This is a genomic window from Escherichia sp. E10V5 (assembly GCF_004212315.1).
In the GTDB taxonomy this organism is placed as follows: Bacteria; Pseudomonadota; Gammaproteobacteria; order Enterobacterales; family Enterobacteriaceae; genus Escherichia.
Window position 1 is genome coordinate 56,509 of record NZ_RHJM01000016.1, and the last position, 14,461, is coordinate 70,969.

Here is a 14,461-nt window from a genome sequence, read left to right on the forward strand (position 1 = left end):
CGCGTTACCCGTCTGTTACTGCGCCGGTGATTGTTCGGCATTTAGGGTCAGACGCGCAACCTGGTTAGTTCTGATAAAACGACTCAGATCGACAGGTTTCCCTTGATACTGGATCTGTACTGCGGCCGGCGCACCAATTTTCAGTTTATACGGTGCCTGGCCGGTTAAATTCAAATTACCGTCTTTACGCTGCATCCCGCTGAACAGTTTTTTACCGGTAGCATCAGTGACTTCCAGCCAGCAATCGGCAGTAAAGTTCATCACCAGTGCATTCGGGTTAGCCGCCGGCGTAGTCACGCCTGCCTGATCGGTTGGCAGTGGTGCTGTGTCATCTGACGTCGTTGCCGTTGGCGCGGTCGTAGCAGTGGTATCCACATTCGCCTGCGAAGGCGGAACAACTGCGTTCTGCTGTGGTTCAACGGCAGGTGCTGGCGTGGTCACGTCTGACGTTTGCGTGTTTGCAGCGGTAGTATCCGCAGGTGCTGACGTCGTGGTGGTGTCACTCTGACTAGCGTTTGAGGAGGTATCTAACGGCACGCTCTGCGCCTGGCCGCTATTACCGTTCAGTTCCGCTGTGGTCTGATCGGCCATAGTCGTGATCTCTTCCTGCTGGGCTTTGTGATCTTGCCACCACCAGGCACCGCTCAGTCCAATCACCACGAATAACACCAGCCAGGTGAAGGTCATCAGCCAGCCATCGCGTTTTTTACGTCGCTTGCCGAGAGAGAAACTCTGCATAGGCGCAACTTTTGCGGCCCGTAACGGAGCCTGTTTTTCCAGCCCCGGCAGCAGTTCTTCTTCCGGAATATGCACCAATCGTGCATAAGACCGGATATACCCGCGCAGGAATGTTGATGCAAGGTCGGCTGGCGCCTTATCCTCTTCAATATCGCGTACCGTGGAAACCTTCAGACAAAGTCGTTCGGCAACGGCTTGCTGGCTAAGTCCAAGTTGTTCGCGGGCATTACGCAAGCGAGCGCCGGTAGTAAGTGCTTCATTTTGGTCGTGCGTGGCTTCAGTATTCATTCGCTGCAGGTACGTTTAAATGAGAATTGAGATGCCGGTGAGCCATCATGCTCACCCACACCGCGAGACATCCATTAAGTTAACCTTTATCATACAGTATAAGACTGTCTGTGTGCTCATGACAAAGCCCACATGAATCAAAGCTAACTCACTGTTGCATCGTTACATACTGCCTTAAAGTCAGCAAAAACGCACCGTTAATATTGATCAGACAATTGCAACTTAATGCTATATTCATAAAAGATTACGCCACGGTACAAAAAGTAACCGTGGCGCAAGAGACATCAAACCGTTTTCACATCGATGGCTTCACCCTGCATCCGTTTGCGCAGGGTACGTTTAGTGCGGTCGATAACCTCGCCCGCTAATTGCCCGCAAGCTGCGTCGATATCATCCCCACGCGTTTTACGCACGATGGTTGTGAACCCATAGCTCATCAACACTTTTGAGAAGCGATCGATACGACTGTTCGAACTGCGGCCATACGGCGCGCCCGGGAACGGGTTCCACGGAATCAGGTTGATCTTACACGGCGTATCTTTCAGCAGCTCCGCCAGTTGATGCGCGTGCTCTGTACCGTCGTTAACATGGTCAAGCATCACGTATTCAATGGTGACGCGGCCCTGGTTGGCATTGGACTTTTCCAGATAGCGGCGTACCGCAGCGAGGAAAGTTTCGATATTGTACTTTTTGTTGATCGGTACAATTTCGTCACGAATTTCGTCGTTCGGCGCGTGCAGAGAGATTGCCAGCGCAACGTCAATCATATCGCCCAGTTTATCCAGTGCCGGAACAACACCCGATGTAGAGAGCGTCACGCGACGTTTAGACAAGCCAAAGCCAAAATCGTCGAGCATGATTTCCATCGCCGGAACGACATTGTTCAGGTTGAGCAGCGGTTCGCCCATGCCCATCATCACTACGTTAGTGATCGGGCGCTGACCGGTGACTTTTGCTGCGCCGACGATTTTCGCCGCACGCCACACCTGGCCGATAATTTCCGACACCCGCAGGTTACGGTTGAAACCTTGCTGGGCAGTGGAACAAAATTTACACTCCAGCGCACAGCCGACCTGCGAGGAGACGCAAAGTGTGGCGCGGTCGTCTTCCGGAATGTACACCGTTTCAACGCGCTGATCGCCCACGGCAATTGCCCATTTAATGGTGCCGTCAGATGAACGCTGTTCTTCAACCACTTCCGGTGCGCGGATCTCCGCCACCTCTTTCAGCTTGCCACGCAACACTTTGTTGATGTCGGTCATCTCATCAAAGTTGTCGCAGCAATAGTGATACATCCACTTCATCACCTGATCGGCGCGGAAGGGTTTTTCACCCAAATCTTTAAAAAACTCCCGCATCTGCTGACGGTTGAGATCCAGCAGGTTGATTTTTCCATCTTTCGTGGTGACGTTTTCAGGTGTGACTAATTGTTCAGACATATGCTATTCCGGCCTCGTTATTACACGTTATGGCCCCTGGAGGGTTGAAAAAAGAAACGCCCCGGTGAGCGACTGCTCGTCCGGGGGCGCTGCATTGTACAAATTCTGGCGCATGGATGCCACGTTTGCACGCGGCATTTACGAAAATATTAACGTGTGCGCGGACACACTTCGCCTTCACCGAAGAAGAAGGCGATTTCGCGAGCGGCAGATTCTACAGAATCAGAACCGTGGGTACCGTTTTCGGTCAGGCTGTCAGCATAATCAGCACGCAGAGTACCGGCCAGTGCGTTTGCCGGGTTGGTCGCGCCCAGCAGATCGCGGTGACGCTGAACGGCGTTTTCACCTTCCAGTACGGAAACCACGATCGGGCCAGAGGTCATGAACTCAACCAGACCATCAAAGAACGGTTTTCCATCGTGTTCAGCATAAAAGCCACGAGCCTGTTCAACGGTCAGGTGCAGCATTTTGGTGCCGACAATTTTGAATCCAGCAGCTTCAAAGCGCGCAAAGATATTACCAATAACGTTTTTTGCTACCGCGTTCGGTTTGATGATGGAAAAAGTACGTTCAATAGCCATTTTTACCTCTGTAAATTATTCTGTTGTTGTCTGTACCAGCGTACGAGATGGCGCGGATTATAATGAGCTACAGGGCCGTTGACTATTGATGAAGGTAACATTTTTTTAAAATAAACCGAGTTTAAGCAACAAAATCTGACAAAACAGACTACTGCATGGCAAATCTCACCGTCGCGACCTGTCCCATTTCATCCATCACCAGTAACTGATAATCACCTTTTTCACTCAAACGCAACGTAATGTTACGCCCACGTTCAGTTAACGGCGCACCATTAAGAAACCACCATCGTTCACCTGTGCCACCCGTGGTTTGCACAGGCAAAGAAGCATCAGCAGTGCCAGGTAAACGTTTAATAATCGCGCCATCGCGAACGCCTGTCAGCTGCAGCGGGAGCTGGGCATCGTGACCGTACGGCGGGCAACTTGTTGATGCCGATGGCAGGCGTGCGGCGCGGCGCTCCGATGCAGGCAGCCAGGGTTCCAGCGGTAGCGGCCAGACATTTATCATTTCTTGTCGCGCCTGAGGGCAATCAGCGGCAACACGTTTGCCGTTTTCATCCAGCCAGATGGGGAAACGAATGCCATTAATGCCTTCCTGCTCCGGTAGTAATAGAGTTGGCGGCTGGCTCCCGTCCAGCAGCCAGGTTGCCAGGCGGCGGCGACAGTTACCGTCACCTTCCGGCAAAGACTGTCCGCCCGGCCAGCAGATAACGCCACGGCTTACAGAGTCAGGACGCGGGTCTTCCGGCAGATTCGCACTGTGCGACAGTAAGATATTATTGACCTGATTCAACAGCGGTACGGCGCTGGCAAAACCAAACTGACCGACAACGGGCGTGCCGTCCGGCCTGCCGGTCCAGATACCGACCACATAGCGAGCGTTTATCCCTATTGCCCATGCATCGCGGTAGCCATAACTGGTTCCTGTTTTCCACGCCAGTGGTACGACGCGTGGTAAGGCGCTATCCGGAAGCGGCTGCGCTTCATCTGCCATAATACGGCGGATAATCCACGCGGCCCCCGGCGACATTAACGGTCGCTCAAGTAATGGGTCGCCCGGCTGTAAGCGCAACTTACCCGCCTTACCGTGGCGAGCAAACGCGGTATACGCTGCGGCCATATCTTCCAGTTTTGCACCAGCGCCGCCAAGAATGAGCGAAAGATTGGGCGCAGCACCGTTGGGCAGATACAACGGCAATCCAACATTGCGTAATTTTGCCGCAAACCGTTTCGGGCCATAGGCTTCCAGCACCTGCACAGCAGGTAAGTTCAGCGAGCGCACCAGCGCCTCGCTCATGCTGATCGGGCCATGAAAACCGCTGTCAAAGTTACCAGGTCGATAATCACCGGTGCGTCGGGGGACGTCTTGCAACAGCGATGCCGGGTGGATCAAACCTTCATCCAGCGCCAGACCATAAACAAATGGTTTGAGCACCGATCCTGGCGATCGGATCGCATTAACCATATCAACATGACCAAAGCGTGAATCATCGTTGAGATCGACCGATCCTACCCAGCCGCGAACACGCATATCGGTATGATCAACCACGATCATCGCCAGTGAGCTGCGCGCCGGCAATCGTCCTTTCCAGTTTTGCGCCAATTCTTCCAGACGTCGTTGAAGACCTGCATCCAGCGTAGTAACGATTTTGTCGCTTTTACTTTTACCGAGCATCATGCGCGAAAACAGCGGTGCCAATTGCGGCATTTGCCTGGGGGCCAGCCAGATGGGCTCTTCACTAGATTCTTTTACCTGCTCACGGGACCACACACCTTGCGCAGCCATCCGTTTGAGCACTTTATTACGTGCGGCCTCAGCACGTTCCGGCCAGCGATCCGGGCGCAGTCGGCTGGGCGCTTGCGGTAACACCGCCAACATTGCTGCCTCGGAATAGCTCAAATTTGCAGGCGATTTCCCGAGATAAGCCCAGCTTGCCGCACCGATCCCCTGTAACGTACCGCCAAACGGGGCGCGGTTAAGATACAAGGTCAGAATTTCACGTTTAGACAGGTGCCATTCCAGTTGAAATGCGCGCCAGAGTTGGCGAATTTTACCGCCAAAGGTTTTCGAATGTGGATCAAGCAGGCGAGCTACCTGCATAGTGAGCGTACTGCCGCCGGAGATAACCCGACCAGAAGTAAGATCCTGCCAGGCAGCACGAGCTACCGAGAATGGGTTCACGCCTGGATGCTTCCAGAACCAGCGATCTTCGTAATTGATCAGTGCTTCGAGATAACGCGGAGAAACATCTTCGATGGTTACCGGATAACGCCAGATGCCATCAGCATCGGCAAAGCGCCAGAGCGGCGTCCCATCCTGCGCCACGACGACGCGTGCGGGGTTAACTTCATGTAGCGGCAGAGGCCAGAGTTTATCTGCCCCCCACGCTGCCAGAATGATAATAAAGGGCGTGACTGCCAGCGTTATCCAGCAGCCACGTTTGGTTAACAGACGAGGCATTTACGGTCTGATAATCAGCAAATCTTCAGTAGCGCCAGTCGCCCGCCATTGGGGAACATACATTGATTCCACCATCGGTTGCGGAACCTGATACGTTCCCGGCGTTACCGCCCGCGCCAGATACACCAGCGTTACCGGCTGATATTCATCTACAGCAACCGCCGCTACAAAGCGATCGTCCCGAAACTCAATATGCTTAATGTTCGCTTGTTGCATTTGATTGAGTAGGTTTTGCACTTCGCTGCCACTTTGCTCCAGGCTGGCGCTGCCGTTAGCCAGGTTCTGGTTTTCCAGTTCCAGGCCCGCTGGCAGTAAATCAACGACCAAAGCATCCGGCACGCTGTCACTGGCTTTTACCTGCAACCAGACCAGCACCAGATCGCCGCTACGCAACGAGTCCAGAGACTTACTCTTACCGTCAGTACCAAGAATATGACGCTCAATTTGCAGCACATTGCTCGCAGGTTGTGGTGCGGATTGCGGATAACCGCTGGCATCCACACGCAGCCATAACGGCTGGTCGCCACGGTTGGTCACCTGCAACGCTGCCAGTTGATCGCTATCCAGATTGCTGTTTTGCGCTTTCTCGCCTGTCAACGGCTCGGCAGACAAAGACGTCTGCGCCTGCCATTTACCCGGTAAATCCTGAAGAGTACGGGCAGCCAGGAACAGCGCGTTACTTTCCTGGGTCGAGAGCCAACGTTCGCCAAATGCCTGCTGTGAAAGGGTGTTAATCAATGCCTGCTGTGCATCAGGCAGTAGCTTGTTCTCTTCAAGTAAAGAGAGCATCAGCGCGTTATCGCGCAGTGGACTACCGTAATCGCCCAGCCATTTCCGTGCATCGTTACGCGACGTTTTCAGCGCCAGCGCAATCGCTTCTTCACCACGCGTCGCATCACCCATGGTTTTCAGCGCAACGCCAAGTTGCAGCAGCGGTAAACCAGAAGCCGCATCTGCACGACGCTCCCAGATTTCACGTAGCGCACCCAGCGGTGCTTTTTGCTGCCGTGCCAGCACCAGCGCTGCGTAAGACTGAACGGCAAACTTACTGGCTTTAAGATTATCAGCGTACGGAATCGACATCATGCCCTGATCTTGTAAATAGCGCAGCAGACGCTCGTTTCCACGATTAATGGCTTCTGTCGGCACGCTGTAACCCTGTTCACTAGCACGGGTCAGGAAATCCATCACGTAGGCGGTCAGCCAGTACTCTTCGTCACCGTTTTTATCCCACAGGGCAAAGCCGCCGTTATCACGTTGCATTTGCAGCAAACGCGAAATGCCAATATCGACTGCCGCACGGCGTTTATCATCGCTGTCACCTTTTATACCCAACGCCTGCAGTTGGGCTGCATTGGTATAAAGTGACGGAAACAGGCCGCTGGTGGTTTGCTCCAGGCAGCCGTAGGGATATGCTTTTAACTCTTTGATATAACGCGCGATGTTCAGCGGTGGCTTGCCGCTCAACAACAACTGCCCTTCCAGCGTAACAGGCGAGAAGTTTTGCAACCCATCAGCCGGGAGCGCCCATGTTTCACCAGGCTGTAATGCCGTACCGTAATTGACCGTTTGTGCCGGGAATGCCGGACGGACGCCGATTTTCCACTGCTTATGCTGATCGGCAACGGTTTCACCTGGTAACGCTAACCCGCTAATGGTGGCCTGAATTTCACCATCGCCAAACCCCGTCAGAGCACGCACCGGGATAAACAGCGTGGTTCGCACACCTGGCGCTAATTCAACAGGTGCGGGGGAATTACTCACCAGTTCAAGCAAGCCACTGGCGGTCAGAGCAACGTTAAGTTTTTGCGGTTTATCGGTAAGATTAGTGATGTCCAGCGTCAGACGTGAGGTGTCGCCGCTAGCCATAAAGCGCGGCATGTTCAGTTCCGCTATCACGGGTGCCGCAACAACCACTTTGCTTTCGTTGCTGCCGAAGTCATCGGCCGTCCATGCTTGCGCCATGACGCGCAATTCACCGTTAAAATCGCCAATCGGCAATGTAACCGTGCCTTCGCCCTGTTCGTTGAGCGTTACCGGCAGCGCCTGTTGCGCGACAATATTGACGTGATTTACTGGCGGTTTGCCACCGCGTTTCAGTTCATCACCATCGCCACCAAAGCGCAGTGCAGCCAGACGCCCCTGACCTTCAATAACCTGACCGTAAATATCGTAAATGTCTGCGCCATAGCGTTTCTGACCAAAGAACGCCTGCCACGGATCTGGCGTGACGTAGTCAGTAATATTCAGCACACCACTATCAACGGCAGACACCAGCACATTCACCTGTTTTGGCTTCTCGCCATTTTTAGTGCTGGCTTTAATTTTCACGGTTAATGGTTGATTGGGACGCATTTTTGATGGTGTTTCCAGCGCCAGATCAAGGCGACGGTTTTCATCACCAAGCGGCAAATGCAACACACCAACCGCGCGTTTTGGCGTCGCGGAGCGAGATTTATCGCCAGGACGCACCACCAGAGTACTCAAATAAAGATCATGACGATTCCAGGTTTTATCGACCGGAATCGTCAGATCCAGCCCTTGAGCCGGAACATCAATCTCTTGCCACCACAGCGGCCCTTCACTGGACTCGACCATCGCATAACCTTTACCCGCCGTTGGCGCGGTGATATGCAACTTAATGGTGTCGCCCGGGCGATAACTGGCCTTATCCAGTTTCAGCGTGACACGGTCCGGACGCACTGCGCCGCTACCGTCGCTATTATCCTGCCAGCTATATCCGGCCCAAAAACGCACGCTACTGACCGCTTCATTCGGCGCTTTGACTTCCAGACGATAAGCGCCCCACTCTACCGGAAAACTTACCTTGCCGGTTTCGTCCGCTTTCAGATCCAGCGTTTGCTCATTTTCGATCAGATCTTTTTGATCGAACTGTGACTTCCAGCCTTCATCTTCCGACCAGTTCCAGTAGTAATCGCGACGTTCGCGAATCAGTCGCACCTGCAAGCCCGACACTGCTTTTTTCACGCCCTGCGCATCGCTATAAACGATATCAAAAACAGCGTTACTGTCTTCATCAACAATGGGCTGTTTTACCATGCTGTCAGTGCGATAATCGTAAACTGATTTTGAAGAGAACTGCGGACGGATCCCTGGCAGCACATCGGCAGGCCAGATAGCCTGTTCAGCGCGGCGCGTCACCGGGCGACCGCCCGATTCCAGCAAACTCCCCTGGAAAATAACCTGTAATGGGGAATGTACTTCCTTCCACTGGCTTTCAGTGGAAACTTCGCCGCGTCCTTTATCATCCAGCGTCAGCTGGACTTCATCCAGCGTGCGGGAAAGGTTTTCGGCAGCAATATCGCCAAATTCGAAACCAGGCAATGCAGAAACGGCTTCACGCAGCGGCCGCAAGAAAAGCTGTCCCTGCAAGGTATTGCCATTAGCAGGTGCACCATACAGGTAGTACCCCACCACGGAGAATTTCACTTCATCTTTTGGCGTTAATGGCGTTTTCTCGCCGGTCAGATTCAACGCCATGCGCTCCGGCATAAAATCTTCGACGTGGAAATCCCACATCCGATACTGGTTATCCCCAGTGTTGGCTCGGATATGCCACATTCCAGTTGCCGCAGTGCTATCCAGCGGCCAGGTAAAGTGGTAGAGGCCATTTTCCGGCTGGCTAACAACACTACGCAGTACCTGCCCGTCAGGTTTAATCACGTCCAGTTTGATGGGTTGATCCGGCAGAGCTTTACCGTCTGCATCACGCAGTAAGCCGTTGAGGATTACCGTTTCGCCAGGGCGATAAAGATCGCGCGGACCAAACATAAAGAACTGTTTGCTGTAGCCTGGCGCGCCAGCAATGTTAAATTCCGCTAAGTCCAGTGCCGGAAGTTTTAAATCGAGCAGCGTTGTCTGACCGTCTTTACGCGCCAGCAGTAGCGCCGCGTTTTTATCATTTTCCAGCTGTACATGGCCTTGTGAATCACTGGTCGCTTGAGTCAGGGTCTGCCCTTTTTCATTTAATAGCGAGACTTCAATTCCTTGCTGGGCCGCGCCGTTTTCCAGGCTTTGAGTAAAGATATCCAGACGATTGTGATAACGGTGGGCCGATACGCCGATATCACTTAACGTAAATAGCGTAGCTGGATTACTGTAATCGTAATGTCCGGCCTGATTCATTACAGCCAGATACACGCCCGCCTGCTGAAGCGGCTTGATATCGCCCAGCGGCAGCAATAATTTTTCACGGGTGTTACGCGCAGGATTGAGATCAAACCGCCCGGTATAGACCAGGTCCGCCATCTCCAACAGTTTGTCCGATTGCCAGTTCGCCAGTGAGTTACGATATTCCCACTGGCTAATGAAAGCTGGCAGCGATTCCGGCTTAACACGGAAGAAGTTAACATCGACATTGTTAACGTTGAGCGCCATTACCGGCAGTCCTTCCACGACTTTTCCGGGTAGCAGCGAACCACGGCTGGCAAAGCCGACGCTGGGTTGGATATCGCGGGTGGTGATGGTTTTTTCGTAATCTTTACTGAAGGTGGCGTTATTGAGTGCCTTAACTTCCTTGCCAATAGTGACGATCAAATCACGTTTCGGTTCGAGGTGGCGTAAACGCAGTTCTTTGAGATTATCTGACAACTCCCAGGCGCCATCCACTTTGCCGCTCTTTTTATCGACGACATGAATAACACGAGAGAAGTCCTGATCCGGGTCGAGGGGGACAGAGAAAGTCAGTACCAGCGTGGCTGCGCCATCGAGCTGTACCTCAGAGAGATCCAGCAATGTCAGTGCCTTACCCGCACTCTGTTGTGCCAGTTTTTGTCGCGCCGGCGAGGAGAGTTTCGCAGAAGTCGCATTTGTCGAAGATGACTCTTTAGCAACTTCAGAAGACGTATCTTTTTTCAATGCAGTTGGCGCGTTATCGTTGTTGTCGCACCCTGCCAGCGCCAGCATCAACATACAGGCGGCTAAGCGTAACTTTTTCATCTCTCATCCCTGCCACAATGGCCCGTTAGCAACGTCGAATGATTATTATGCGTGAGAAATGATGTTATGTAATTCACTATCACATCTACAAAATCCGAATTTTAGTGAGAAATGTGGCTCAGGCAGCCAAATCAGCCTCTTTTGCTTGTCGCTTTTCGGCAAACATCCGACAATTTAACTTAACCCCGGCAAAAATGGAGATGCCTATGTCCACGACATGGTTTGTAGGAGCCGACTGGCTCGCCGAACATATTGATGACCCGGAAATTCAGATTATTGATGCTCGTATGGCGCCGCCCGGGCAGGAAGAGCGTAACGTTGCCCAGGAGTATCTGAACGGTCATATCCCCGGTGCAGTATTTTTCGATATCGAAGCTCTTTCTGATCATACATCCCCCCTTCCGCACATGCTGCCTCGCCCGGAAACGTTCGCCGTCGCGATGCGTGAACTGGGCGTTAATCAGGACAAGCATCTGATTGTCTATGATGAAGGAAACCTATTTTCTGCGCCGCGCGCGTGGTGGATGCTGCGCACTTTTGGTGTGGAGAAAGTGTCAATCCTTGGCGGTGGCTTAGCGGGCTGGCAACGTGATGATCTGCTGTTAGAAGAAGGCGCAGTGGAACTGCCGGAAGGTGAGTTTAACGTCGCGTTTACCCCGGAAGCCGTGGTGAAAGTGACCGATGTGTTATTGGCAAGTCATGAAAAAACGGCACAAATTATCGATGCCCGTCCGGCTGCGCGTTTTAACGCGGAAGTTGATGAACCTCGCGCAGGTTTACGTCGCGGACATATTCCCGGCGCGGTGAATGTCCCATGGACAGAACTGGTGCGCGAAGGCGAACTGAAAACGACCGATGAACTGGATGCGATATTTTTTGGTCGCGGCATCAGCTATGACAAACCGATTATCGTCAGCTGCGGCTCTGGTGTAACGGCAGCCGTGGTTTTGTTGGCACTCGCAACACTGGATGTGCCAAATGTGAAACTATACGACGGGGCGTGGAGTGAATGGGGCGCACGGGCCGATTTACCGGTTGAGCCATTGAAATAAGCTTTTTACAGGCAATAAAAAACCGCCGAATTTGGCGGTTTTTTATTGCTGGTCTGGTTCGCGGCCTTTCCAGCTGGTTGACTTGTGTTGCCGGAGCAACGCAGGCACCCCACAGTGTTGAAATACTCTGTTTTATGCCTGGCTATGTCAAGATAATAAACAGAGTAATTATTCAAACATGAGAGTATTATTCTTAACGGCCCTTTTCGCCGTCTCGCAAACGGGCGCTGGCTTTAGGAAAGGATGTTCCATGACCGTAAATACAGGCACCCCACAGCGCTTGCTATCGCGGCAATATCGCCAGTGGTGCTGTCGTGATGCGGTCTTCGCATGGACCGCACAATGAAGATACGGTGCTTTTGTATCGTACTTATTGTTTCTGGTGCGCTGTTTTCCGAAGTAAATAATAACCGGAGTCGCTTCGGTAACAATTTACTGGTGGTTAACAACCTTCAGAACAGCAGGTAAGCCCGAATGCCGCCCTTTGGGGCGGCATATTTTAGATTATCCGATTCTGTTTAAAGTCACGCAAAAAACCACCCCAGCGACGTTCATAGAATGGCGCAATATGTTCGGTAATAAAGTGGCTAATTCCTTTTCCCCCTTTTTTTACCTGACAAATATCTATTGGTTCATCGCCAGGTAATGTATCGGTCGCTACACTTCCCGCTGCCTGAATAATTTCTTCGATATCACCATCGGCTTCAATGCCAATAAGTAAATTAGGCTGTGCCTCTTCGTTCTCTTTAATTGAACAAATAAAAGCACGCTTCACTGGCTTAATGGTTTTAAATAAGGTGGTGAGTGAATCAATCATTTGTGCTGGCGGCTCTGCGACTTCCGATAATATCAGCGATTCACCGCCTTCCAGTACTTCCTGACTGCTCAGCGGATTCCCTTCTTCACCAATCAACAAACTGATTTCACGCGGCATAAATTCTTTACCGGTTGGCAGTTTGGCGTTAAGGAAGAGCGTTTCGCCAAGGGTCATCTCAAACAATGTGCGAACGGGCATTACGACAAATGCCTGTTCGTCTTCAACCGCCTGTTGAAGTGCTTCTAACGAGGTGAAAAAAGGAATGACGCTGGTGCCGTCATCTTTTTCCCAGTGCTGTAAATCGAGCGCGCTATCTTCAACTACAGCCTCGCCCTGTGCCGCCGTACCGGGCACCCAGACGGTGGATTCCAGTAGAGTACGGAAAAAGGCCGGGCGGTGCGCCGGTTCGATTGCTGCTTTTTCCAGCAGGTCTTCAAGTTCGTTTTTTGTTTCGGACATAAGAACCACAATTCATTCAATGTTCGGAGCGAAAATGCCTGATGCGCTACGCTTATCAGGCCTACAAGGGAGTCGCAATCTATTGAATTTTCGCAATTTTGTAGGCCAAATAAGACGTTTACGCAGTTAACAGATTGGCAATCGTGCGCACACCCAGCCCGGTCGCCCCCGCAGACCACTGTTCAACCGGCGCTTTACGGTAAGTCGCCGAGCAGTCAATATGCAGCCAGCCTTGCTGATAGTTCTCAACAAAGTGCGACAGGAAGCCCGCCGCCGTACTTGCACCTGCCGGATAAGCAGCACTGCCCGTGTTGTTCAGTTCGGCAAAGTTAGACGGCAGCTGGTTGCGATGGAACTCCGCCAACGGCAGACGCCAGAACGGTTCGTTCTCCTGCGCGGCACTCGCCAGCAAGCGACCGGCAAGCGCATCGTCAAAACTGAACAGCGCGTGATAATCATTACCCAGCGCGGTTTTCGCCGCCCCGGTGAGGGTCGCCGCATCAATGATCAGTTCCGGTTTCTGCGCACTGGCATCAATCAGGCCATCGGCCAGCACCAGACGCCCTTCGGCATCAGTGTTCATCACTTCGACTTTTTTACCGTTGCGATAGGTGATGATATCGCCCAGTTTGAACGCGTTGCCGCTGATCAGGTTATCCGCACAGCAGAGGAACAGCTTCACGCGCTTGTTCAGTCCGCGCGTAATGGCAAATGCCAGCGCCCCGGTAACCGTTGCCGCGCCGCCCATGTCCGACTTCATTGAGTCCATAAACGCGGTCTGTTTGATGCTGTAGCCGCCGGAATCAAAGGTGATGCCTTTACCAACCAGGCATGCGTACACCGGCGCTTCTTTATCGCCAGTTGGGTTGTAATCCAGCGCCAGCAATACCGGAGAACGTTCTGAACCGCGTCCGACGGTGTGCAGCCCCATATAACCTTGCTCACGCAAATCTTCGCCTTTGGTGATCCGGTAAGTCACACGATCGCCTGCGACGTTGCTGATCAGATCAACAGCACGCTGTGCCAGTTGCGATGGCCCTAATTCTTCAGCAGGTGCATTGATGGTGTCACGCACCCAGTCGATGATCATCAGGCGGTTATCCAGTTCCTGACGCTGGGCATCGTCCAGATCCGGCCACTCCACTTTACGCGTCCCTTTCGGGGCTTTGTAACCTTGCCAGAATGCCCAGCAGCGATCCGCATCCCAACCTTCACCGCTTAACTGAACATGCTTGATGCCCAGACCGTCAATCTTGCGCGCCGCACGCTGGATCAGCCCCAGATCGTCAGCCCCATTCAAATGCAGGGTAATGCCATCATTATTAATGCTGTAAGTCGCTTTTTCTCCCCAGCGCGCGTCGGCAGGTTGGGGAGAGAGGGTAATCTTCATCGCTTCTGTCATTTTAGTTATCCTTATTCGTTTAACAGCAAAACGGGCCACCCTCAGGCAGCCCGTTTATTCATTCGGCTTCGTCCAGCCAGACTAACAAAATCGCTTCGAGGATTTTCTCGTTGGATGCCTGCGGGTCGTCGTCGAAATCTTCCAGATCGCAAATCCACTGATGCATATCGGTGAATCGAACCGTTTTAGGATCAAGATCGGGATACGCATCGTACAGTGCTTCGCCAATTTCGCGACTATCGGTCCACTTAAGTCCCATACTAAC

10 protein-coding genes are annotated in these 14,461 nt (G+C 52.6%); 2 read left to right on the forward strand and 8 right to left on the reverse strand.

The window, feature by feature from the left end; translation table 11 throughout:
- Positions 1 to 15: 15 nt before the first annotated feature.
- The 5 genes from rodZ to yfhM all read right to left on the reverse strand — a co-directional run bounded on the left by rodZ (position 16) and on the right by yfhM (position 10,466).
- Positions 16 to 1,026: a cytoskeleton protein RodZ gene (gene rodZ / locus D9738_RS13435; RefSeq protein ID WP_130260398.1), complete on the reverse strand. Its 1,011-nt coding sequence runs from the start codon at positions 1,024 to 1,026 to the stop codon at positions 16 to 18.
- A 284-nt stretch (positions 1,027 to 1,310) separates the two neighbouring features.
- Entirely contained in the window at positions 1,311 to 2,465 is a 1,155-nt protein-coding gene (locus D9738_RS13440) for a bifunctional tRNA (adenosine(37)-C2)-methyltransferase TrmG/ribosomal RNA large subunit methyltransferase RlmN (protein ID WP_130207500.1), read from the reverse strand.
- A 149-nt stretch (positions 2,466 to 2,614) separates the two neighbouring features.
- Positions 2,615 to 3,046, reverse strand: coding sequence for a nucleoside-diphosphate kinase (gene ndk, locus D9738_RS13445; RefSeq protein WP_000963835.1), 432 nt, complete (start codon positions 3,044 to 3,046; stop codon positions 2,615 to 2,617).
- A 148-nt stretch (positions 3,047 to 3,194) separates the two neighbouring features.
- Positions 3,195 to 5,507, reverse strand: a complete 2,313-nt coding sequence (gene pbpC / locus D9738_RS13450; RefSeq protein ID WP_130260399.1) for a peptidoglycan glycosyltransferase PbpC — start codon at positions 5,505 to 5,507, stop codon at positions 3,195 to 3,197.
- Positions 5,508 to 10,466: an alpha2-macroglobulin gene (yfhM, locus tag D9738_RS13455; protein WP_130260400.1), complete on the reverse strand. Its 4,959-nt coding sequence runs from the start codon at positions 10,464 to 10,466 to the stop codon at positions 5,508 to 5,510.
- 206 nt (positions 10,467 to 10,672) lie between these two features.
- Here yfhM and sseA point away from each other — a divergent pair, with 206 nt between their 5' ends.
- Both sseA and timP read left to right on the forward strand, forming a co-directional pair.
- Positions 10,673 to 11,518: a 3-mercaptopyruvate sulfurtransferase gene (sseA, locus tag D9738_RS13460; protein ID WP_130260401.1), complete on the forward strand. Its 846-nt coding sequence runs from the start codon at positions 10,673 to 10,675 to the stop codon at positions 11,516 to 11,518.
- A 342-nt stretch (positions 11,519 to 11,860) separates the two neighbouring features.
- A complete protein-coding gene (gene timP / locus D9738_RS25435; RefSeq protein ID WP_246769588.1) occupies positions 11,861 to 11,986 on the forward strand; it encodes a small toxic inner membrane protein TimP in 126 nt (41 codons plus the stop codon).
- A 31-nt stretch (positions 11,987 to 12,017) separates the two neighbouring features.
- On the opposite strand, the gene sseB is transcribed toward timP, so the two are convergent.
- The 3 genes from sseB to iscX all read right to left on the reverse strand — a co-directional run bounded on the left by sseB (position 12,018) and on the right by iscX (position 14,455).
- Entirely contained in the window at positions 12,018 to 12,794 is a 777-nt protein-coding gene (gene sseB / locus D9738_RS13465; protein WP_130260402.1) for an enhanced serine sensitivity protein SseB, read from the reverse strand.
- A 118-nt stretch (positions 12,795 to 12,912) separates the two neighbouring features.
- Positions 12,913 to 14,196 (reverse strand): aminopeptidase PepB, encoded by a 1,284-nt coding sequence (gene pepB, locus D9738_RS13470; RefSeq protein ID WP_130260403.1) that lies wholly within the window; start codon positions 14,194 to 14,196, stop codon positions 12,913 to 12,915.
- A 58-nt stretch (positions 14,197 to 14,254) separates the two neighbouring features.
- Positions 14,255 to 14,455, reverse strand: a complete 201-nt coding sequence (iscX, locus tag D9738_RS13475) for a Fe-S cluster assembly protein IscX (RefSeq protein WP_000523616.1) — start codon at positions 14,453 to 14,455, stop codon at positions 14,255 to 14,257.
- Positions 14,456 to 14,461 lie beyond the last annotated feature (6 nt).